At 71.0% G+C, this 21,339-nt stretch carries 23 protein-coding genes; 10 read left to right on the top strand and 13 right to left on the bottom strand.

The features are described 5' to 3' along the window. Window positions 1–16: 16 nt before the first annotated feature. Complete coding sequence (locus tag AB0C62_RS28065; RefSeq protein WP_362977748.1) at window positions 17–547, bottom strand: helix-turn-helix transcriptional regulator; 531 nt, start codon at window positions 545–547, stop codon at window positions 17–19. 373 nt (window positions 548–920) lie between these two features. On the opposite strand from AB0C62_RS28065, the gene AB0C62_RS28070 reads away from it, so the two are divergent. Both AB0C62_RS28070 and AB0C62_RS28075 read left to right on the top strand, forming a co-directional pair. Continuing rightward, a complete protein-coding gene (locus AB0C62_RS28070; RefSeq protein WP_362977886.1) occupies window positions 921–1,391 on the top strand; it encodes a DIP1984 family protein in 471 nt (156 codons plus the stop codon). Window positions 1,392–1,666: 275 nt separating this feature from the next. Continuing rightward, window positions 1,667–2,080: a DUF5958 family protein gene (locus tag AB0C62_RS28075; RefSeq protein WP_362977750.1), complete on the top strand. Its 414-nt coding sequence runs from the start codon at window positions 1,667–1,669 to the stop codon at window positions 2,078–2,080. An 18-nt stretch (window positions 2,081–2,098) separates the two neighbouring features. Here the strand turns inward: AB0C62_RS28075 and AB0C62_RS28080 are convergent, their stop codons facing one another. Further along, window positions 2,099–2,575 (bottom strand): DUF4240 domain-containing protein, encoded by a 477-nt coding sequence (locus AB0C62_RS28080; protein WP_362977752.1) that lies wholly within the window; start codon window positions 2,573–2,575, stop codon window positions 2,099–2,101. Window positions 2,576–2,583: 8 nt separating this feature from the next. Here AB0C62_RS28080 and AB0C62_RS28085 point away from each other — a divergent pair, with 8 nt between their 5' ends. Beyond that, entirely contained in the window at window positions 2,584–2,844 is a 261-nt protein-coding gene (locus AB0C62_RS28085) for a hypothetical protein (protein WP_362977754.1), read from the top strand. A 269-nt stretch (window positions 2,845–3,113) separates the two neighbouring features. Further along, window positions 3,114–3,860: a TniQ family protein gene (locus tag AB0C62_RS28090; protein WP_362977756.1), complete on the top strand. Its 747-nt coding sequence runs from the start codon at window positions 3,114–3,116 to the stop codon at window positions 3,858–3,860. Between the two features lie 668 nt (window positions 3,861–4,528). Here the strand turns inward: AB0C62_RS28090 and AB0C62_RS28095 are convergent. The 4 genes from AB0C62_RS28095 to AB0C62_RS28110 all read right to left on the bottom strand — a co-directional run bounded on the left by AB0C62_RS28095 (window position 4,529) and on the right by AB0C62_RS28110 (window position 8,008). Beyond that, a complete protein-coding gene (locus tag AB0C62_RS28095) occupies window positions 4,529–5,458 on the bottom strand; it encodes an RNA polymerase sigma-70 factor (protein WP_362977758.1) in 930 nt (309 codons plus the stop codon). After that, window positions 5,455–6,393: an NAD(P)-dependent oxidoreductase gene (locus AB0C62_RS28100; protein WP_362977888.1), complete on the bottom strand. Its 939-nt coding sequence runs from the start codon at window positions 6,391–6,393 to the stop codon at window positions 5,455–5,457. The genes AB0C62_RS28095 and AB0C62_RS28100 overlap by 4 nt, the downstream gene beginning before the upstream one ends. Window positions 6,394–6,579: 186 nt before the next feature. Continuing rightward, window positions 6,580–7,128 carry a GNAT family protein gene (locus AB0C62_RS28105; RefSeq protein WP_362977760.1) on the bottom strand — a complete coding sequence of 183 codons (549 nt, stop codon included), beginning with the start codon at window positions 7,126–7,128 and terminating at the stop codon, window positions 6,580–6,582. A 109-nt stretch (window positions 7,129–7,237) separates the two neighbouring features. Further along, window positions 7,238–8,008 (bottom strand): NAD(P)H-binding protein, encoded by a 771-nt coding sequence (locus AB0C62_RS28110; protein ID WP_362977890.1) that lies wholly within the window; start codon window positions 8,006–8,008, stop codon window positions 7,238–7,240. A 173-nt stretch (window positions 8,009–8,181) separates the two neighbouring features. Here AB0C62_RS28110 and AB0C62_RS28115 point away from each other — a divergent pair, with 173 nt between their 5' ends. From AB0C62_RS28115 to AB0C62_RS28125, 3 genes are all read left to right on the top strand, one after another. Further along, the gene (locus AB0C62_RS28115; RefSeq protein WP_362977762.1) at window positions 8,182–9,069 is read left to right on the top strand and encodes a sigma-70 family RNA polymerase sigma factor; all 888 of its coding nucleotides are present in this window, start codon (window positions 8,182–8,184) and stop codon (window positions 9,067–9,069) included. A gap of 482 nt (window positions 9,070–9,551) precedes the next feature. Next, a complete protein-coding gene (locus tag AB0C62_RS28120) occupies window positions 9,552–10,406 on the top strand; it encodes a nitroreductase/quinone reductase family protein (RefSeq protein WP_362977764.1) in 855 nt (284 codons plus the stop codon). Continuing rightward, a complete protein-coding gene (locus AB0C62_RS28125) occupies window positions 10,403–11,074 on the top strand; it encodes an SDR family oxidoreductase (RefSeq protein ID WP_362977766.1) in 672 nt (223 codons plus the stop codon). Before AB0C62_RS28120 ends, AB0C62_RS28125 begins: the two co-directional genes overlap by 4 nt. A gap of 43 nt (window positions 11,075–11,117) precedes the next feature. On the opposite strand, the gene AB0C62_RS28130 is transcribed toward AB0C62_RS28125, so the two are convergent. Beyond that, on the bottom strand, window positions 11,118–13,214 hold the full coding sequence (locus AB0C62_RS28130; protein WP_362977768.1) for an AAA family ATPase: 2,097 nt from the start codon (window positions 13,212–13,214) through the stop codon (window positions 11,118–11,120). Between the two features lie 75 nt (window positions 13,215–13,289). Then, a complete protein-coding gene (locus AB0C62_RS28135; protein ID WP_362977770.1) occupies window positions 13,290–13,919 on the bottom strand; it encodes a TetR/AcrR family transcriptional regulator in 630 nt (209 codons plus the stop codon). A gap of 140 nt (window positions 13,920–14,059) precedes the next feature. On the opposite strand from AB0C62_RS28135, the gene AB0C62_RS28140 reads away from it, so the two are divergent. Next, window positions 14,060–15,043 (top strand): zinc-binding dehydrogenase, encoded by a 984-nt coding sequence (locus AB0C62_RS28140; RefSeq protein ID WP_362977772.1) that lies wholly within the window; start codon window positions 14,060–14,062, stop codon window positions 15,041–15,043. 28 nt (window positions 15,044–15,071) lie between these two features. Here AB0C62_RS28140 and AB0C62_RS28145 read toward each other — a convergent pair whose 3' ends face one another. The 3 genes from AB0C62_RS28145 to AB0C62_RS28155 form a co-directional block, all read right to left on the bottom strand. Continuing rightward, window positions 15,072–16,160, bottom strand: coding sequence for a phosphotransferase (locus tag AB0C62_RS28145; RefSeq protein WP_362977774.1), 1,089 nt, complete (start codon window positions 16,158–16,160; stop codon window positions 15,072–15,074). A 300-nt stretch (window positions 16,161–16,460) separates the two neighbouring features. Continuing rightward, the gene (locus tag AB0C62_RS28150; protein ID WP_362977776.1) at window positions 16,461–17,198 is read right to left on the bottom strand and encodes an HAD-IA family hydrolase; all 738 of its coding nucleotides are present in this window, start codon (window positions 17,196–17,198) and stop codon (window positions 16,461–16,463) included. After that, window positions 17,198–18,079: a winged helix-turn-helix domain-containing protein gene (locus tag AB0C62_RS28155; RefSeq protein ID WP_362977892.1), complete on the bottom strand. Its 882-nt coding sequence runs from the start codon at window positions 18,077–18,079 to the stop codon at window positions 17,198–17,200. Before AB0C62_RS28155 ends, AB0C62_RS28150 begins: the two co-directional genes overlap by 1 nt. A gap of 176 nt (window positions 18,080–18,255) precedes the next feature. On the opposite strand from AB0C62_RS28155, the gene AB0C62_RS28160 reads away from it, so the two are divergent. Further along, window positions 18,256–18,444, top strand: a complete 189-nt coding sequence (locus AB0C62_RS28160; RefSeq protein ID WP_081218093.1) for a hypothetical protein — start codon at window positions 18,256–18,258, stop codon at window positions 18,442–18,444. 27 nt (window positions 18,445–18,471) lie between these two features. Here the strand turns inward: AB0C62_RS28160 and AB0C62_RS28165 are convergent, their stop codons facing one another. Next, window positions 18,472–19,380, bottom strand: coding sequence for a GntR family transcriptional regulator (locus tag AB0C62_RS28165; protein ID WP_362977778.1), 909 nt, complete (start codon window positions 19,378–19,380; stop codon window positions 18,472–18,474). Between the two features lie 213 nt (window positions 19,381–19,593). Between AB0C62_RS28165 and AB0C62_RS28170 the strand changes: the two genes are divergently transcribed. Beyond that, complete coding sequence (locus AB0C62_RS28170; protein ID WP_081218099.1) at window positions 19,594–19,779, top strand: hypothetical protein; 186 nt, start codon at window positions 19,594–19,596, stop codon at window positions 19,777–19,779. A 203-nt stretch (window positions 19,780–19,982) separates the two neighbouring features. Here AB0C62_RS28170 and AB0C62_RS28175 read toward each other — a convergent pair whose 3' ends face one another. After that, window positions 19,983–21,257, bottom strand: coding sequence for a GNAT family N-acetyltransferase (locus tag AB0C62_RS28175; RefSeq protein ID WP_362977780.1), 1,275 nt, complete (start codon window positions 21,255–21,257; stop codon window positions 19,983–19,985). Window positions 21,258–21,339 lie beyond the last annotated feature (82 nt).

The following is a 21,339-nucleotide window of genomic DNA, read 5'->3' on the forward strand; positions in this document are numbered from 1 at the left end:
GTCCGCACGCGGGTGGTCAACTGGCGTTCTGCTGCGGACCGGCATCGTTGCCGTCGGCCGTGCGGGGGCCGCGGACGGCGGTGTCCTGTGCAGGCTGGGCGCCCGGTATGTCCTGAGCCGCGGGCACGCCGGTGCCGGGGTCCTCGTCGGTCCCGGGCACCTCGGTGACGTGAGCGGTCTCGTCCGCCGGCGTGATCTCGAATCCGTTCTCCTTGCGGAAGGACTCGTAGATCTGGAGCAGCACCTGCTTCTGCCGCTCGTTCAGCGTGGGATCGGCGAGGATGACAGCACGCGTCTCCACCTCGTCCCGGTCCCGTTCGGCGTCGAGGATCCCGGCCCGCACGTACAGCGTCTCGGCGGAGATCCGCAGGGCCTTGGCGACCTGCTGGAGCACCTCCGCGCTCGGCTTGCGCAGCCCGCGCTCGATCTGGCTCAGATACGGATTGGACACCCCGGCGGCGTCGGCGAGCTGCCGCAGGGACAGCTGCGCGGTGCGCCGCTGTTCCCGCAGATACTCACCAAGATTGCCGACGTTGAGCGATGCCATGGCTCCACCATGCCGCACCCGCGCTAACTTTTGCAAGCAGCCGCTTGCAAAAGTGTGCCACGGCACGGTGGGCGCGTCCGGTGGCCGCCCTCGTGCCTGTCCGTTCTCGGTGGATGTGGCGAGTCCCAGTGGTTCTGGCAAACGACCTGGCGGAGTCCCGGCGAGCTGGCCGGCCTGTTGTCCTGCCTCGCTGAACTGGCCGACTCCCACGTTTCTCGTTCGTGCTGTCGGATTCTCTTTCGTGGCGCTCTGAGCGACTGCCCGCTCTCGCTCCAGTGGCTGGTCAGGGCCCCTGTGGATCAAAATCCAAGTGCGTATGAGCTGGTTCACACTCGTATACTCATGCGAGCTCATGGAGGGGGAAGTGGAGACAGTGAAGCTTGCTGAGGCACTGGCAGAACGTGCGGAGGCGACGCGCCGTACAGAACAGCTGCGAGCGCGCGTCGTCAGCAGCGCGCGGTACCAGGAGGGGGAGACGCCCGCCGAGGATGCCGCCCAGTTGTTGGCTGAGGCCGGTGAGGTGCTGAGCGCTCTGGAAACGTTGATCCGGCGGATCAACCGGACCAATGCCACCGTGGAGATGGGTTCGGACGGCACGCTTACCGATGCCCTCGCACGCCGGGATGTCCTGCGGTTGCGTCACTCACTGGTCACCGCCGCGGCGGACGCGGCGGCGGGTACGGGCGAGCGGGGATACGGCCGGCAGCTTCGGTCCGAGCTGATGATGCTTTCCGCACTTCCGGTCGCGGAACTGCGCGGTCAGGCGGATGCACTCGCCCGGGAGATCCGCGAGATCGATGTGCGGATCCAGCGGACGAACTGGGAGGTCGATCTGCTGGACTGAGCAGTCCAGCAGATCGGACGATGTGGAGCAGGTAGCAGTTTCGGAAGCGTGCACACACCGAGGGCCGGCGGTTTTCCAGCCCACTCCTGGCGCGTGAAGAGCAACGCGGGGTTCGACTCCCCATCAACAGTGCAGCTCAGCACCGCGTACAGGTAAAGGTGCACATCGCACAGCACATCACCACGTGCAGATCCGAGACGGCGAGGGCGGGTTCGGGGCTTTCCACATCACGGCACCATGGAGAACGGCGATCCGAGCGCAACGGGGGCGTGGGAATGGCTGATCCGTACATCATTCTCAACGAGCTCGCCCAGGAGTTTCGGCCGATGCCACAGGGCATCGAGTGGTTCGAGAACCTCTCCACTGAGGAGCAGTCCACCACCCTGCGGCTCCTGTCACATTTCTGCATTCAGGCCCGCGCCACCGCCGAGGACGGCCCGGAAAGTATCCGGCGCGCCGGACTTCGCGCCACGCACACACCGGCAGTTCTGATCGCACGGGGGCGGATCGACCAGCAACTCGGGAAGATCGCCAGTCTCACTCCCCACGACGAGCGCCTCAAGTCATTCCGGCTACTGATCGCGGTGTTGGCCGTCGCCGACGGACGTCGACGGGAGCGCTTCTGCTCTGGCGGTTGCGGCCACGCGTGGCATCGACTGGCTGTCGACACCTCCGAAGCCTCGGCCTGATCCCTCGCGCTTTCGCGCCTACCGGGCCAGCGGCCGGAGGGGAAACATCGCGCTCAGCTTCGGCAGTTTGCGCATCGCCCAGTCTTCGCATCGCACGTCCCACTGCTCGCCGAGCGGCCCTGGACTGCCCCCTACAGCGCCCTGCTCGGCTTCGACTGCTTCGTAGAAAGCATCGCCACAGCCGTCATCAGCGCGGGTGAGCAGTCCATACGCCTCCATAGCGACATAGTCGAGCGACTCCCACTCAGGCCAGTCGTCGTTCCAGACCTCCCGACGGCGACCCAACAAACACTGGACCTCAGGGGTGTCGGCCAGGGCGTCGGAATCGATCACTGCCCGCGCGAAGGCTTCCCGGCCGAGCCCCACCATCCACAGGCCGAAGTAGCAGAATCCGTCGTCCGAACACCAACCGCCGAAGATGCGTTCCGCAGCAGCCCACAGATCCCAGGTGAAGGCTTCATGCGTCACCTCGTCCAGGCACACCTGGAACTGCACGATGCGATTTGCTCGCCCAACTCGGCACCGCCCTGGTGCTGGTTGACGAGATCCACAACCTTGACCTGACCACCCGATACGGCGCGGAGGCGTCCGACCAGCTCAAATACCTGTCCGAACGGATCGCGGCGACCTTCGTACTCGCCGGGCTCGACATCGAGACCAGCACGTTGTTTCAGGGCACCCGAGGACAGCAGATCGCCGGCCGGTACTCAGTCATCCCTTCGGACGCCGCAGCCGAAGCGACCGCGAACAATGGCAGGCCCTGATCGTGACGCTGGAAGAGTCTCTGCGGCTGCACCGGCACCGGCCAGGCACTCTGCTGGCTCTCGACGCCTACCTGCACGAACGAACCGGCGGCTTGATCGGCAGCCTTCTCAACTGATCCGAGAGGCCACCGTCGACGCGATCGACAGCGGAGCCGAGAAGATCACCAAACGCATGCTGGATGCGGTCGAACTCGATCACACCGCCGAGATGGCCAGACCAGTGCCCGCTTTAATGAAGCGCGGCAAGAAGCCGAAGGCGGCTTGATCACGTGGAACCTTGGGATGCTCCGGTCCGGCTCCTGCCGGTCTCTTTCCCACCCGTCCACGGCGAGGTGCTGGGCTCCTATTTACACCGCCTTGCCGCGGCGAACCGCGTGAATGCGGCCCGCATCGCGCAGTGTCTGTCCCCCTACAGCAACCCCTTGTTCACCAAGCGCACCGACGCCTTGCGGTGCTGGACACCAACAGCACTGCCACGGCTGGCGACCATGACAGGCGTCCCGATGGAGACGCCGCAACGCTCCCTTCCCGCCTTCGCCCGTCTCGCTGCACGCGCCGACGGCGCCGGCGAAGCCGTCCACGCCCACTCCGATCTCCACGTCGCTTGTCGGCACTGCATACAGCGACAAGGCATCGCAGGACCTGTACTGGCCCACATGGCTCCGGCGCTTCGACTCTGCCGCAAGCACGCCATCTGGCTCGACGGCGCGTGTCACTACCGCGTCGGCCACCTCGACGGACTGGTCAAGGCACAACGTCAACGCTTCGGGCTGGCCAGCCGCTTTCCCGACACGATCGACATAGCAACGAAGGAGGCCGAGAAACTCATCCGATCTTGGTTAATGACGAACTACCAGCCGATCCTCCAAGAGCGTTGGCTCACGCGGGCGGAACAACTCCCTCAGGAGGAAGCGCGCTACAGCAACGTGATCCGCGCACGCTATGACGAGCGGGAGCGCATCGTGACCTATCCCGAGTTCGTCACCGTCCTGGGGCTCATCGCCGATCCTCACTGACGGTCCCAACGGATCCCCAGCAACCACCACATCAGCAGTGAAGACCACCGCGACAGGATCGCCATGATCTTCACCGAGGCCGAACGTCGACTATCTGTTCCAACTCTCCGCGTCATGCCCGAACGCCGAACCTTCCACAACGATCCTCTGTTCCGCTGGACCGGCCCTCGTGGCAGGGTCCGACTTCCTGGCAGAAACGAAACGCACCCTGCCGCCTGAAGTCCCTGCCAATCTGGATGGATGCAGGTCAGCCGCACCGACCGCAGCCAGTTCTACTGGGACCCCATGAGGCTGGCGCTCACCCGGGTCCTCACACCCAGATGCACCGGGACGCCATGCACTCATGGCGTCCCACCCCAACTGGCGGACCGCTGGTCAACGCCGCCGCTGGCCACCATCTCTACTGGGAACGGACAGTGCCGACGAGTGCTCCGGAGGCGGGCCGCCGAAACGTCGGTGGCCCGTATCGACGGGCGGGTGTCGCGAGGGGCGGCCTCAATGGGCGGTGTCGCGGGCGCCTCCACGAGGCCGGTGTCGCGGGGGCCTTGATGGGGCCGGTGTCTCGGGGGTCTCGATGGGGCCGGTGTCTCGGGGGGCCGCTCGGCGGTCGGTCCCCGGTGACCCGACCAGGGCTGGACGGGCCACCGCGACACCTCTCCTCCCCCTCCTCACCCCCTTGGCGGCCACCCCTCGTCTCCGCCCGCCTCGGCGGCGAGGGCCCAGGCGTCCGCCACCGGGCCCATGTGGGTGAGCTTGTCCGGGTTCATGACCGAGCGGATCGTCACGATGCGCCCGTCCAGGGTCTCGAGCGACCAGATGCCGAGGACCCTGCCGTCCCGGTCGCGCAGGACCGCACCCGGCAGGCCGTTCACCTCGTGCTGTCGCAGCGTGACCCCGACCCGGTCGAACCCCGGGGCGAACGCGGCCAGCAGCCGGGCCACGTTGTCGGCGCCGCTGACGCCACCCACCAGCTGCGGCGCCTTGCCGCCCCCGTCGCCGACCAACTGCGCGTCCCCGGCGAGCAGTTCCCGCAGTCCGTCGACGTCCCCCTCCCGGAACGCGTCGAAGAAGCGGCCCGCGAGTTCCTCGCGTGCCCTGCGGTCGACCTCGAAGCGGGGCCGGCCCGCGTCCATGTGACGGCGCGCCCGGACCGCGAGCTGACGGCAGGCCGTGTCCGAGCGCCCCACGGCGGCGGCGATGTCCCCGAAACCGAACCCGAAGACCTCGCGCAGCACGAAGACCGCGCGCTCCAGAGGGCTCAGCCGCTCCAGCAGGAGCAACGCGGCCATCGACAGCGAGTCGGCGAGTTCCGCCGACCGCTCGGGATCCTCGTACGGGTCGTCCAGGAGCGGCTCCGGGAACCAGGGTCCGACGTACTCCTCGCGTCTGACCCGGGCCGAGCGCAGGACGTCGATGGAGATCCGGGTGACCACGGCGGCGAGGTAGGCCCGGGCCGACCGGGGCTGTGTCCTGGAGGCCGCCCAGCGCAGCCAGGTCTCCTGGACCGCGTCCTCGGCCTCGGTCACGCTGCCGAGGATCCGGTAGGCGATCGCGAAGAGCAGGGGCCGCAGCTCCTCGAACTCCTCGGTGCGGGTCACGTCAGCGCTTCCTCGAACCCGGTCCGCCAGGAGGGATGGCCGGGCTGCCAGCCGAGTTCGCGTCTGGCCTTGGCGTTGGAGAAGCCGCGGCCCTCGGTCATCATCACCACGGCCTGGTCCCCGGCGAGCACGCGGGCCAGCCACACGGGGATCCGCATCGGCCGTTTCGCCCCGGCGCACGCGGCCAGGTGCGGCAGCCACGCGGAGGCCGGGGCGGGTTCGTCGTCGACGACGTTGAACACACCCGTCACGCGCTGCTCCACCGCGAGGACGGTGGCGCTCGCCGCGTCGTCGAGATGTACCCAGGAGCTGTACCCGGTCCCCCGCCCGACCAGCGGGAACTGCCGCCTGCGCACCAGCTCGACCTGGTCGTCGGTGGCGCCGGGTCCGTAGAACGCGCCGTAGCGCAGGACCGCGCCACCCGCCTTGAGGACGACGTCCTCGACGTGCCGCATCGCGAGCATGCCGCCGTGGGCCGCCGTCCCCTCCATCAGGTCCAGCGGGTCGTCCTCCGTCTTCACCCAGCCGCCCTCGCGGATGCCGTTCCAGCTCGCGTAGCCCTGGGCGACGACGTGGGAGACACCGGCCGCCTCGGCCGCGGCCAGCAGATGGTCCGTCCCCTCGGTGCGCAGCCGGTTCGTGGTGGCGAACCACCGGTCCGGATGCTTGATGTCGGGCTTGCCCGCGTGGGCCACGGAGATCGCCGTCATCTGGTGGACGATCGTGTCGGGCCGGGCGCCCGCCACCGCCTCGCCCACCGACACCGCGTCCAGCCCGTCCATCACGACGCCGTCCGCACCGAGCCGTCGCAGCAGCCCCAGTTTGGCCGCGCTCGTCGTCGTAGCCGTCACCTGGTGACCACGGGCCACGAGCTGCGGCACCAGCCGCTGCCCCAGAACCCCGGTCCCGCCCGCCACGAACACCCGCATGACCATCACCTTCCTGATTTCCACGACCGGCTCTCGTCACTGGGACGAGACAGCCCCCGGCATCTGTGACATGCCGGGGGCTGAGCCGGGCGTGGACACCCGTGGGACGCCGTGCAATGTGCACGGTGCGATGTGCGGCCGTGCGCACGGAGGTACCGCCGGGTCGGCGCGCGGTGCGGCCGTACGGGCTTGTCAGCGGCCGGCGGCCCACTCCTCGCGCAGGAGGCCGAACTCGACGCTGTCGTACCAGGCGTCCCCCACCCGGACGCTCGACCGGCGGCGCCCCTCCTCGACGAAGCCGACCCGGCGGAAGGCGCGCAGGGCGCGTTCGTTGCCGCTCCAGGTGTCCAGCTCGACGCGGTGCAGACGGCAGGCGCCGAAGAGGTGGCCCACCAGGAGACTCAGCGCCTCGGTGCCGTAGCCGCCGCCCCAGCGGTCGCGCTCCCCGATCGTGATGCCCACCGTCGCCCGCCCGGCGAACGGGTCCAGGTCGCGGTAGTCGGCCATGCCGATCGCCCGGCCGTCGGCCAGGTCCTCCACGGTGAACGTCAGCTCGCTGCTCGGGTTGTCCCGCAGCCGGGCCTCGTGGAAGGTGGCCATGGCCTCCCGGCTGACGGGTCCGAAGTAGGGGTTGTCGCCGGTGGCCCAGTGCACGACCTCCGGGTCGTTGCGCCACCGGAAGTGAGCGTCGAGGTCCTCGGCGCTCAGCGCCCGCAGTCGTACCAGTCTGCCTTCGATCATGTGGCGATCCTAAGGAGCCGTGCGGCGCTGTCCAGCGGGTTTTCCCGCCCAGGCGGCGGCCCCGGCCGACCCTGGGGGCAGGGGTGCACCCCCTCTCCGACCTGCGCCGTCAGCCCACCTGCTCGGCCAGGAACTCCTCCCAGGTCCGCCTGCCGGTGTCGGCCCCGGCGAGCGAGAGGTTGTCGCCGGCACGGTAGGCGCGTCCCGCCCTGCCCGGGATGCGGACCGGAAGCGAGGGGCGGCGGCGCCTGCCGCGGGCCAGGGCGTACCCGTCGGCGAGTTCGGCGAGCGCGTAGACCCTCGGCCCCGCGAGGTCGGGAACCAGGCCGGACGGGCTACCGAGGGCGAGTTCCGTGATGCGGGCCGCCACGTCGCGGGCGTCCACCGGCTGGAGCCGCAGCCCGCCCGGCGCGGGGAACACCGGCAGTCTGGCCATCCCGGCGACCATCTTCAGGGTCAGTTCGTTGAACTGCGCCGCCCGCAGCGTCGTCCACGGCAGCCCCGACCCGGCGACCACGCGCTCGGCCTCCCGCTTGGACCGGAGCCAGGCGAGCGGAACACGGTCGGCGCCGATGACGGAGATGTACACGACGTGCCGTACGTCCGCGGCCTGCGCGGCACGCAGCAGATTGCGGGTCGCGACGTCGTCGCCCTTGGGTCCGCCCGCGAGGTGCAGGACCGTGCCGACGCCGTCCAGCGCCGCCTCGATGTCCTCGTCCTCGGCCTTGAGGAGGTCGACGGCCACGTACGCGACGCCGTCGTCGCTCTCGCGGGCGTGCCGGCTCAGCACGCGCACCCGGTGTCCGGCCTCGCGCAGCAGCGGGACGACCAGGCTCCCGAGGGTGCCGGTGCCGCCGGTGACGAGGATCGTCGAGGGGATGGCGGGGGCTTCGGCGGAGGAGGTGGCCGGGGTGGGCAGGCGGGTCGGGTTCGCCGGGTCGGTCGTCATGGCTGCTCCCAGGGTGTGGGGGCCGGGGTCCGAAAACCCGGGCCCCGTCAGCGGGTTCCGGTGTTCTACTGCCCTGACACCCGGGGCGAAGGGAATGTGACACGGTGAGCGAGATCGCGTGGTCGGCCGAGCTATTCGAGGAACAGCGGCCGCGGCTGCGGGCCGTCGCCCACCGGATGCTGGGCACCCTGAGCGAGGCGGACGACGCCGTCCAGGAAGCCTGGCTGCGGGCCTCCCGCGCCGACACCGACGCCGTCGACAACCTCGCCGGCTGGCTGACGACGATCGTGGCGCGGGTGTGTCTCAACATGCTGCGCGCGCGGGAGCGGCGCCACGAGGAACCCTTCGACGTACGGGTCGCCGACCGGCCCGCAGCCCCGGGCAGCGGTGCCGACCCCGAGGAGGAGGCGGTGCTGGCCGACTCGGTCGGCGTGGCCCTGCTGGTCGTCCTCGACACCCTCGCCCCGCCCGAACGGCTGGCGTTCGTACTGCACGACCTGTTCGCCGTGCCGTTCGACGAGATCGCCCCGCTGCTCGACCGTTCCCCGGCCGCCGTACGGCAACTCGCGAGCCGGGCCCGCCGCCGGGTGAAGGGCGCCTCACCGCTGCCGGAGGCGGAGCTGGCCCGGCGGCGCGGTGTCGTGGAGGCGTTCCTGGCCGCCACCCGCGGCGGCGACTTCGAGGCGCTGGTCGCCCTGCTGCACCCCGACGTCGTCCTGCACGCCGACCGCTCCGTCGTCCCGACCCCCGAACCGGTCGTCGTCAGCGGGGCGGCCACGGTCGCGAAGGGCGCGATGGCCGCCACCGGCCGGGCCCGCTTCACCGGTCCGGCCCTCCTCGACGGCACGGTCGGGCTCGTCATGGCCCCCTTCGGCCGGCTCGGTCTGGTCCTCGGCTTCGCCATCGCCGAGGACGGGCTCATCACCGAGATCAGGGTCGTCGCGGAACCGGACGACCTGCACCGCATCGAGGTCGCCGCGCTCGACGCCTGAATTCCCGTACGTCCACCGCTCCACCGCTCTCCCCTTTTCCGGCGGATCGAACGTCACCACCGGAAAAGGGGACCGGAAACGGGTATTGCCTTTTCGCGCGCGGAGGCAATACGGTTGCGTCATGACTGCCGGGTCGGCCTTGTGCCGTGAGCGAGTTGGGTGCCCGGCCTCCGAGTGAGGCCGGCGCGGGCCAGAGGCCCGCCTCCCGCATTTCCCCCTTTCCCCAGTGGCTTCCGCCGCGCCCCCGCGTGAGACACGCGCCGCGCCGAGCCGCTGACCTCGTACGACGCCGTGCCCGACAGGGCTGCCCGCCTCCGTAGGCGGTGCCGTGCCTGTCCGGAAGCGCGTACGCGTGCCCGTGTGGCCCTCGCGCGAAGGCGTGATCCCGCCGCGGGCATTTCCCACCGTCGTCACCGCGGACGGCCGGAAACCCATTCCGTCCGCGGCAATTCGCCCTGCCCGAAACCAAAAGAAAGCCGAGAATGCCCAACCCTTTCAACCAACAGGTCATCGATGAATTCCGGGCCCGAGGCGGGCGCGTCGGCGGTCCTTTCGAGGGGGCGCGGCTGATTCTGCTGACGACCCTCGGGGCACGGACCGGAACCCCGCACACGACTCCCCTCGGCTACTACCACGACGGCGGTGAGCGGGTGCTCGTCATCGGGTCGGCCGGGGGCGCGCCCCGCGACCCGGACTGGTTCCGCAACCTCCTCGCGAACCCGCGGGTGACCGTCGAGGACGGGGTGTTCACCTACGAGGCCGAGGCCACCGTCCTCGGACGCGACGAGCGGGACCGGGTCTTCGCCCGCGCGGCGCAGGCCGATCCGGGGTGGGCGGACTATCAGGCGAAGACGGACCGGGTCATCCCCGTCGTCGCCCTGCGCGCGCTCCCCAAGGACGGACCGCCCGATCTCGCCGGCCGCTCCCTGGGCGAGTACCTGAAGGCCGTCCACGACGCCTTCCGGCGTGAACTCGCCCTGATCCGGCAGGAGGTGGCGGACCAGGGCACGGCGACCCTGGGCGCCCAGCTCCGCGTCAACTGCCTGACCCTCTGCCAGGGCCTGCACAACCACCACACCGGCGAGGACCTCGGCATCTTCCCGCTCCTCGAAGGCCGCGGGCCCGGGACCGCGCCCCTCCTGGAGCGGCTGCGCCGCGAGCACGCGCGGATCGCCGAGCTGCTGGAGGAACTGCGCGGCGCCGTCGCTCCCGGGGAGAGCGACCCGGCGCGCGTACGCTCCGAGGTGGAACGCCTCACCGGCGAACTCGAAGCCCATCTGACCTATGAGGAAGAGCAGTTGATCCCACTCCTGGACGGCTCCGGAGCACCCTCGTGATCGCGCTCGTCACCGGGGCGAACCGCGGAATCGGCCGTGAGGTCGCCCGCCGGCTGGCCGCCGAGGGCCACACCGTGTACCTGACGGCCCGTTCCGCCAAGGGCGCCGCCGACGCCGCCGAGGCCATCGGCGGCCGGGACGTCCGCCCGCTCCGCCTCGACGTCACCTCCGACGACGACGTCACGGCGGCGGCCCGGGACATCGGCGCCCTCGACGTTCTGATCAACAACGCGGCGATCGCGTACGACACCTGGCAGCGTGCGACGAGCGCCGACCTGGACGTCGTGCGCGAGGCGGCCGAGACCAATCTGTACGGGCCCTGGCGGCTGACCCGGGCGCTGCTTCCGCAGCTGCGCGCGAGCGCGCACCCGCGCGTGGTGAACGTCTCCAGCGAGGCGGCGTCCCTCACCAGCATGGGCGGCGGGACCCCCGCCTACTCGGCGTCGAAGGTGGCACTCAACGCCCTGACCAGGATGTTCGCGGCCGAACTGCGTTCCGACGGGATCCTGGTGAACGCGGTCTGCCCGGGCTGGGTCGCCACCGACATGGGCGGTGCGGGCGGCCGCCCCGTCGAGGAGGGCGCCGCGAGCGTCCTCTGGGCGGCCACCCTCCCCGACGACGGCCCCACCGGCGGTTTCTTCCGCGACGGACGGCCACTACCCTGGTGAGGAGACCGGAGCACACCCACGCGGGCCGTCACCGGGATCGACGTCACCAGGGCAGCGGACGGGCGTGCACCACGTCGAGCCGCGAGACCGCCCGGGTCAGTACGACGTAGAGCCGGTGCAGTCCGCGCTCCTCCGCCTCGGTGATCGCGGCCGGTTCCACGGCCACGACGTGGTCGTACTCCAGTCCCTTGGTGAGGCTCGCGGGCACCACCGCGATCCGGGCGCCGGGTTCGTCGGGACCGGCCGCTCCGATCCCCGCCGCGCCGAGCGCCTCCCGCACGCCCTCGACGTCCGGGTCGGCGGCGATCACACCGATGGACCCCTCGTGCGCGAGCGCGCCGCGCACGGCCTCGACGGTCCCGGCCAGCGCGTCGCGGACCGGCAGGATCGTCAACTCCCCGTCCCCGCGCAGGGAGCGGGCGGGCGGTACGCCCACGCCGAGCTGTTCCAGCACCTGGTTGGCGAGCCGGACGACGGCCTCGGGGACCCGGAAGCCGACCGTCAACGGCACGACGACGGCGTCCGGTTTGCCGAGGTGGCCGAGGAGTTCGCCCCACTCCCGCGCCGCCCAGGGAGTCGTGCCCTGCGCGAGGTCCCCGAGGACGGTCAGCGATCCGAAGGAGGCCCGCCGGGCGATCGCCCGGCACTCCATCGGTGACAGGTCCTGCGCCTCGTCGACGACCAAGTGGCCGTAGCCCTCGGGGTGTTCGATGAGCCCGGCGATCTCGTCGAGGAGGACGAGATCGGCGGCGGACCAGCGCGCCGACTTCCACGAGCGCGGCGGCTTCGCCCACAGCAGCGCCTTGCGCTCCTCGGTGTCGAGAACACCGTCGGCGGCCCGCTCCAGGGCGTCCGCGTCGGTGAGCAGCCGGGCGAGCAATTCCTCGGGGCGCACCCGGGGCCACACCGCGTCGACGTACGCGCTGACGGGCCGGGCCCGCGAGATCCGCTGCGCCCAGGCGCTCGACTGCGGCCCGGCCCGCAGTTCGGCCTGGGCCCGCACATGGTGCACGACCCGGGTGCGCACCCGCTCCCGCCCGACGGCGTACGGCGGCTCCTCCGCGCGGACGCCGTCCACGATGCGCCGCAGCACCCCGACCGGGACCCGCCAGCGGTACGTGCCGTCCGGCACGGCGAGGGAGTCGGCGGGCAGGCCGACGTGGCCGTACAGCGCCCGGCGCAGCACCTCGGCCATCCGGGCGTCGTGCTTGACGACCGCGGTGCGCGGCTCGTCCTCGCCGGTGACGGGGCGGTCCGCGATCTCCTCCCCGATCGTCGACTGCCGCACACCGGTCTCGCCGAGGGCGGGCAGCACCTCCGCGATGTAGGAGAGGAACGTGCGGTTGGGGCCGAGGATCAGCAGTCCGCCGCGGCGGATGCGCTGGGGATACGTGTAGAGGAGGTACGCGGCGCGGTGCAGGCCGACGGCCGTCTTGCCGGTGCCCGGGGCGCCCTGCACGCAGACGGAGGACGCGAGATCACCTCGTACCAGCTCGTCCTGTTCGGGCTGGATGGTGGCGGCGATGTCCCGCATGGGGCCGACGCGGGGGCGCTCGATCTCCCCGGCGAGGATGCGGCTGCCGCCGGGCACGCCGTCGTCGGCGCCGTCTCCTCGGTCACCCGGCCACCCCGCTCCGATGGGCTCGTCCTCCAGGCCGGTGAGGTCGGCGGAGTCGCCGCGACTGCCCGGGGCCCAGCCGAAGCGGCGGCGGACGGCCACGCCCTGCGGTTCGCGGGTGCTCGCCTGGTAGAAGGCCCGCGAGACGGGGGCCCGCCAGTCGACGACCAGGGGCGGGGTGGCGGGCCGTTCGCTGATCCGCAGCCGCCCGATGTGGTAGCTCTGCCCCGCGTGGTCGCCGGCCGCGGCGCCCGTGTCCTCGAAGTCCAGCCGGCCGAAGAACAGCGGTCCCTGGGGCAGCTCGCGCAACGCCTTGGCCTGGCTGCGCAGCACGTACCCGAGCACCTCGGCGTCGGCGCCGGAGGCGGAGACGTCCTCGCCGGTGACGACCTGTTCCTCGGCTCCGTCGACCATCGCGGCCAGGGCGGCGCGACAGGTGTCGTGAAAGGCGCGCTCACGGTCGAGGGAGCGGGCGAGCGGGGCGTCGGGGGCACGCCCGGGGGCGGAGTCGGGTGGCGTCATTCCATCCAGCGTAGCCGAATATCGTAACCGAGTAACATTTTTTACCGAGGCATGCCCGGTGGGGTCCCGCTCCCCTCAGGCAAGTTCCGGAAGGGCCGCCGCCAGCCGTCCGAAACTCCGCTCGGCGGCGGTCACGGCGTCCGGGCGCACCGCGCCCACCGGTTCGCCGTCCGCGATCCGCCGCCAGTTCTCCAGGGCGAGGATCCGGCGTACGGCGGTGATCTGCCCGGCGGCGAGCCGCGCTTCGAGTCCGTCGCCCAGGGACTCGGCGAGCACCGCGGCGAGCGAGGCCTCGGACCGCTCCAGGTATCCGCCCAGGCGTGCCACCAGCGCGGGTGTGCCGTAGAGCAGCCCGTGGAAGGCGAGCACGGCGGGGTGCGCGTTGAGCCCCGTGACGGGGTCCTCGCGCCGCAGTCCGTCCAGGAAGTGCTCGCGCAGGGCGTCGATCGCGGACCGCCCGGCCGCCCTGCCCTCCTCGACCACCCGCGCCGCCTCCGTCTCGTGGTCGGCGAAGCGGTGCAGGACGAGGTCCTCCTTGGTGGGGAAGTACCGGAACAGCGTCGGCTTGGAGATCTCGGCGGCGGCCGCGACCTCGGCGACGGACACGGCGTCGAACCCCTTCTCCAGGAAAAGGCCGATCGCGGTCTCGGAGACCTCCTGGTACATGCGCTGCTTCTTGCGTTCACGCAGTCCGGTGTCGCTCATGGCCCCGAGCGTACGCATCGCCGGAGGCCCGGACGCACCCCGCGATCCGGGCGCTTGACCTCAACTGGACTTGAGGTCGAAGACTGATCCCGAGGGGCCACCCCCTCACCGACGTCCGCGATCACGCCGAGGAGCGACTGATGCGAGCAGTACAGGTGAAGGAGTTCGGCGGTCCCGAGGTGCTCGTCGCGGCGGAGGTCGCGGATCCGGTGCCGGGGCCCGGTGAGGTACTGATCGACGTGGCGTACTCCGACACGATCTTCGTGGAGACCCAGATCCGGGCCGGCTGGGGTGGCGAGTTCTTCGAAGTGGCGCCTCCGTACGTACCGGGCGGCGGGGTCTCGGGGACGGTGGGCGCACTCGGCCCCGAGGTCCCGGAAGAGTGGATCGGCCGCCGGGTGACGGCGTTCGTGGAGGGCAGCTACGCCGAACGGGCCGTGGCGCCGGTCACGGCCTTGACCGTCGTGCCGGACGCCCTGGAGCTCTCGTCCGCCGCCGCCCTCGTCCACGACGGTGTCACGGCGGCCGGCCTGCTCGAACTGACCGGTCTCGGCGCCACGGACCGCGTGCTGATCCTCGGCGCCTCCGGAGGCATGGGCACCCTGCTCGTCCAACTGGCCCACGCCCGCGGGGCACGGGTGGTCGCAGCGGCCCGGGGAGCCGAGAAGCTCGCTCTGGTACGGGAGTTGGGCGCCGACGCGGTCGTCGACGTGACGCTTCCGGACTGGCCGGACACCGCGCGCACGGCTCTCGGCGGAGGCGCGGGGGGCCGGCCGGAGGCCGCGGACGTCGTCCTCGACGGGGTGGGCGGCGAACTCGGCCTGAGGTCCTTCGCGTTGACGGCGGACGGCGGCCGCTTCTCCGCCCACGGGGCACCGACCGGCGGCTTCGCCCCCGTCGACCCCGCCGAGGCCCACCGCCGCGCCATCACCCTCTTCGGCATCACCGACGTCCAGTTCACCCCCGCCGACCTGCACCGCCACACCACGACCGCCCTGACGGAGGCGGCAGCGGGCCGCCTGCGTCCGGTGATCGGCGAGGTCTTCCCCCTGGACCGAGCGGCCGAGGCCCACGCGGCGGTGGAGGGGCGGGGGGTGGTGGGGAAGGTGGTGCTGGGGGTGTGAGGGAGCGATAGCGTTTCCCCACCCGGGTTCAAGCCCCCCGGCACCACTTTTCGAGCGCGAGGACGATGTCCTGCGTGACCGGCGTCCTGTCGATCTCCAGCGGCCCCTCCGCGGCGATCAGCACCTTCTCGATCCTGCGGCCCGCACGGTCGAGCGACTCCCGATCGGTCACGGGCCCGGAGGCCGGTCCCGGGGTCAGCGTCAGAGCCGTCCGGATGACGTCGGTGAACACGGACTGGGCGCGCTTGTAGGCGAGCAGTTTCGGCAGGTCGTCCGCGTACCCGGCCGAACTGCGGGGGGTGACGCCGTCGACGACCTCGCGCCACCGGCGGACCACCCGGCGTTCCTGGTCCGCCGGGTAGCGCATCAGGTAGAGGTGCGTGGCCAGGTCGTACAGGGGGTCGCCGAACATCGCCAGCTCCCAGTCGATCGTCCAGAGCCGGTTCTCGGCGTCGACCACGAAGTTCTCGCGGTGGAGATCGGCGTGCAGCAGGCAGAAGGGGCGCTCGGTCAGGCCCGACACCCGCTTGCGGAGCTTCTTGAAGGAGTCCTCGTCCAGCCCGAGGTCGCGGAAGAGGCCCGCGAAGCGGGGCAGGTTCTGCCGGTACACCCGCTCCTCCGTGAACAGGACCAGCCGTTCCAGGAAGCCCGAGCTGTCCGCCTCGGTCGCGCGGTCCGCGGGCTCGCAGGTGCGCTCGGCGGACAGGGAGCCGGGCCGGATGGCCGCCAACTGGCCGAACAGGGCGATGACTTGCCGGACGAGCGGCTCGGGGACCTCGGTGCCGGACCCGTACAGCCGGCCCAGCGTGTGTCCTTCGACGAACCGCTGGAGGCGGGCGGACCCCGCTTCGATCAGCTCGGGGATGCCGTCGATCCGCCCTTCGAGGGACCGGAGCAGCTGCTCCTCGGAGGCGAAGCACCGCCGGTCGAACCACAGCAGGTCGGGGCGCGGCTCCCGGCACTTCCAACGGACCTGCCCGGCCGCCTCGGCACCGCCCGGCAGGGGAAAGACGTACGTCTCGTGGTGGTAGCCGTGGAGCGGCCCCTCGACCACGTCCGCGTCACCGCTCACCGCGACGGCTCGCAGCAGCGCCGGGGAAGCCGATTGGGCTGACATTGACCGTTCTCTCACGTGAGACCGCAACCAATGAGGAAAGAGGGGAGCACGGTACTCCCCCATGAGTGCGCATGGTGCCAGAAGGTTTCTTCCGATCACCTCGCCCCCTTCCCTGAACGTATGGCCTCCTCTTCACCCGGAAGCGGGCACTGAACAGGCAGGACCGCCGGCACGGGCACCGGACGCCGCCCTTCGAGGTTCACACGGTCGGGTTGGCCGCGCACCGGCTGCCGGGCCGCCGTTCGGGCGGGCGCGGCCCCGGACGAGTACCCGATGTCGCGCACGTATCGCACTCCGGGCTCAGAGTTGACCGCGCAGAATCCGCAGCACGGTCTCCAGCGAGGACACCACGTCCTCGGCTCCCGCGTCCCGCAGCACCTTCTCCTTGCGCTCGTTGCGCGCGTAGCCGAGGAAGGGGACTCCGGCGCGCTGGGCCGCGTGCAGGTCGGAGGGGGCGTCGCCGATCATGAGCGCCGTGGACGGAGCGGCGCCCAGGGCGTTCATGGCCCGGTTGAGACAGTGCGGGTCCGGCTTGAGGTGGTGCAGATCCTGGGTGCGGCCGTAGATGTTGGGTGTGAAGCACTCGGTCAGGCCGCGGCTCGACAGGTAACGCGCAGCGGTCTGCGGTGAGTTGTTCGTGGTGATCGCGAGACGGGCGCCCACCGCGCTCCAGGTGCGGATCACCGGGTCGGCGTACGCGGTGGGCCACGCGGAGACCACCGCCTTCAGTTCCTGCTGGGTGAAGCGCGCTTCCAGCTCGGCCACCAGGTCGCTGTGCGGGCGGCGCCGGTTGACCGCGTGCAGCACCACCATCGGATCGGGGTGCACCCGCTCCTCCGCGGTCAGCAGCCCGCGCATCCCCTGCCGTTCGAGCCACTCGACCAGATCCTGGGCCACCCGCTCCGCAGAGTGGCCCGCGAACAGCCGGCAGACGGGCCCGTCGAAGTCGAAGAGCACGAAGCGGGCGCGGGTGATCGCATCCCTGAGCTTCGCCGTCCGTGTCGCCGCCGCTTCGGTCTGCGCCGTTTCAGAAGTCACTAGGAGAGTTTCAGGTCCGTGGTGATGGTTTCCCAGAGGGCGTCGAACCACTTCTGCGATTCCTCCACGAACGCGGCGTCCCGCCGGCCGGCCCGCTTCTCGAAGGAGAAGAGGAGGGACCTGGCGCCGATGGTGTCGTACATCTCCAGGACCTCGCTCTCCACGGTCTCCTCGCGCCGGGCGATCATGTAGTACGCGATCAGCGCCTCGGACTCGTTGAGCAGGTACAGCTTCACCGGCGGGGTGAACGGCAGCGCGCGGAAGGTCACATGGACGTCGATGCCGTGGGAGGAGCGCAGGGACTGGAGGTTGTGCCGCAGCACCTGCCCCTGCGCGTTGCGCTGGCCGAGCCACCGCTTGTGGACGGCGTCGTCGTCCTCGCCCTGCCCGGGGACCGGCACCGGGAACGCCAGCGTGATGTCCCGGGAGGGCAGCAGGATGCGGACGTCGATGGACTGCGGGCTGAGCCTGCCGTCGTGGATCTGCCGGACGGGCTCGCTGATCGCCATCATCAGGGTCTCCGCCGTCAGGCAGGCCGCGTCGATGCGCACGTGCGGCACGGAGAACGCCTCGGTGAGCCGGGGGGCGAGCCCCACCATCGTGGGCTGCGGCCCGTCCCGGGTGGGAGCGACGTCGGCGATGCGCGGCGGGCTGCCCTTGCTGACGTTGCTGAGGAGGCCGTCCGTCTGGAGCATGCCGAGGGCCTGGCGGACGGTGCCGCGCTCCACGCCGAACTCGTCGGCCAGCTCGGCCTGGGTGGGCAGGCGGTCGCCCGCCTTGAGCTCACCGGTCCGTATGCGCTCCCGGAGGGTGTCGGCGATCTGCTGCGGCGAGAGCCTTCTGCTGTCGTTCACGGCCACGTTCTCCTGAGTCACGACCAGACGCTACAACTGCCCTCCATCTACGGGCAGTTGTTTGAAAGTTGTTTATGACTGGTAGCCAAGTGGGGACAACTTAACCATAGTTGGCAACCAACCTGGCCAAGTTGGCGGAAGTTTTGCCTCCCCATCGTGGTCGGTCCCCCTGCCGGCCCTCCTTCCACCGCAGGAGGAACCACATGCCCGTCATCGCCCTCCTCTCCGCCGTCTTCGTCGTCGGCTTCGAGCAGCTCGTCCAGTGGCAGTACGGCCCGTCCGGCATCGTCGGACTGCTGCTGCTCGCCATCGGGATCAAGGCCAAGAGCCCCACGTGCAGTTCCATCGGGGCGGTCGTGCTCGCCCTGATGGTCTCGGGCCCGGCTCTGTGAGCTGCGCGGCACCGCATCCGGGAGGCCTCAGCCCGAGAGCACCAGCTCGGAGCTGATGGTCTCCCACAGCGCGTTGAACCACAGGTGGGACTGCTCCACGAACGTCGTGTCCCGCAGCCCCGCGCCCTGGGCGAAGGGGAAGAGCGTGGAGCGGGTGCCCTGGACGTCGTACAACTGCAGCTGCTCATGGTCGATCTCCTCCTCACGCCGGGCGAGCGTGTAGTACGCGAAGAGGGCCTCGGCGCCGTTGAGCAGGTACAACTTCACCGGCGGGGTGAACGGCAGCGCCCGGAAGGTCACATGGACGTCGACGCCGTGGGAGGAGCGCAGGGCCAGCAGGTTGTGCCGCAGCACCTGCCCCTGCGCGTTGCGGTTGGCGAGCCAGTTGCGCTGGAGCCGGCTGTCGGAGCGGGCGTCGACGGGCGCCGGGAAGGCCAGGTCGATGTCACTGCTCGGAAGCAGCACGCGGACGTCCACCCTGGCCGGTTTCATGCGTCCGGCGTGAATCTGACGCAGCGGCTCCCCCATGGCGAGGGTCAGCGAGATCGACGTGAGACACAGCGCGTCGATCTCCACGTGCGGGGCGGTGAACGCGGCCGTCACCCGCGCGCCGAGCGCCACCGTGGTCGGCTGCGGCAGGGCTTCCGGGCCGGTCAGAGCCCTCTCGGGAGGTTCCGCGACGGTCGCCGGGCTCCCCTTGGACACGTTGACGAGCAGCCGCTCCGACTGCAGGATGCGCAGCGCCTGGCGCACCGCGCCGCGCTCGACGCCGAACTCGTCGGCCAGCCTGGCCTGGGTGGGCATGCGCTCACCGGCCCGCAGCTGACCGGACCTGATCCGGCTGCGCAGTTCGTCGGCCACCTCGCGGTGTGACCTGGGCGGCCGTGGTGACCTCTTCCGCCCGTTGACGGAGGCATGTTCCGGCTCCACGACCAAACACTACAACTTCCCGCCATCTTTGGGCAGTTGCCGGATAGGTGGTTATGAGTCGTCCCAACATGGAGATAACTAGCAGTGAGTTGGTCACCAACTTGCACAACATGGTCAAGCTTCACGGGGGTTGGCCGCCTGAGCATCACCTTCGGATCGGGTGACGAGGCGGACGGTCCTCAACGGGGTTCGCCTCCCCGTCCCGAAGGAGGGACCGTCATGCCGCTCATCGCCCTCGCCGTCGCCGCCCTCGCCATCGGATTCGAGCAGCTCATCCAGTGGAAGTACGGACCGATGGGCATCATCGCGTTCGTCGCGCTGTCCGTCGGCCTCAAGGCCAAGAACACCATGATCAGCGGCATCGGGGCGGTGATCCTCGTGATGCTGCTCGCCCAGTCCGGCTGACCGGACGCCTGCCGTCCGCCAGCCCGGCCGACCGGTCTCCCCTCCGGAGGGGAGCCGGGAGCCCGGTCGGTCCGCACCACCGCACCACCAGAAGAACAACCACAACTGAATCGCTACGGATCAAGAGACAGAGATCAGAGATCACGGGAGACAACAGCCCGGCACCCGCGTGGAAGGAGAACCGACGGACCGACAGCGGTAGTTCAGAAGATGTCCGGGCACCACGGTCGCCTGGACGTCCGCAGCAGGGCGTCGGCGACGGAGGCGGCGCCCTCTTGCCGTTCCCGGACCCGGCCGAGCGCCACGAGCCGCTCCGCGGAGTCGTCACCGAGCCAGAGGGTGGCCAGGTCCGCGACCGGGACGGTGAGTTGGGCGTCCTCGGTGGTCGGGGCGCAGGTCGCGGTCCCGTCCGGAGCTGCGTGCAGCCGGTAGCGGCCACCTGCCGGCCCGCTCTCGTCCGTCACCTCCAGGACGAGCGTCCCGGCAGCCCCGTACGTCCGTGCCTCCAGGGCCCGTACGACGTCCAGTACACGTACCCACAGCCAGTCCGACTGGGTGGTGATGCGCGCGGCCCGCGGGTCCGGCAGGAACTGCGGCACCAGGTCGTCGGGGGCGCGCCTGCCCGTCTTGACGCGGGCGATCCAGTCGATCGAGCAGAGGTACCGCCACAGGGCGCGCTCCGCGGCCGGCGTCACCGCGAGCAGCCAGTTCACCGTCGCGGTGTTCTGCGGCTGGTTGGCGTCGTCCCAGTGGTCGTCGGACTCGTAGGAGACCAGGCCCTCGATCTCGCCGGACGGCGAGCGGTACGCGGCGTAGAAGGGTTCCTTCCAGGGGTCGCCGCCGAGCCGCAGGACGCCGGTGTTGATCTGCCACCAGCGGTCGTCGCGGTTGACGGCGCCGGGCCGGTCGCGTCGGAAGCGTTCGTGCAGTCCGGGTCCGTCGCGGCGCACGTCGTCGGCGTCCACGAGGTCGACGCGGCCGCCGTCGGCGGGGCCCGCCCAGCGGGGGTCGAGTCCCGTGCGCGCGACGTCGATGGTCCACTCGGCGGTGGTGGTGACGGGGCCGAAGCCGTAGCGGCCGTAGATCGGGTACTCGGCGGCGATCAGCGTCGCGACGACGTCGCCGCGTTCCCTCGCCGCCGCGAGGTCGGCCTGCATCATGCGGCTCAGCAGGCCGCGGCGGCGGTGCGTGGGCGAGACGGTGACGCTGGAGATCGCGTCCGCGGGGACGGTGGCGCCGCCCACCACGGTGAGCTCCTGGGGGAACGAGCGGAACGTCGCCACGCAGCGGTCCCCGTCGTACGCGCCCAGGGTGCGCGGCAGGACCAGTCCCGCGCCGCGCGCCTCGGTCTCCTCCTTGGACACCGTCGGCGGGCGCAGGAACCCCGTGTTCAGCGCGCGCAGCCAGTCCGGGATGTCGGGGGGTGCGAGGGGGCGGACCGTGAGGGGGGTGGGGGCGGGGGTGTCGTGCGGGGTCATGGGCCCACGCTAGGTGTCCGTCGGCGGGGTGTCGCGGGGATTTCCGCCGCCGCCGACGCGCCTGGCCCGCCCCGGCGCTCCC

Source organism: Streptomyces sp. NPDC048643, from assembly GCF_040650615.1.
Classification (GTDB): Bacteria; Actinomycetota; Actinomycetes; order Streptomycetales; family Streptomycetaceae; genus Streptomyces.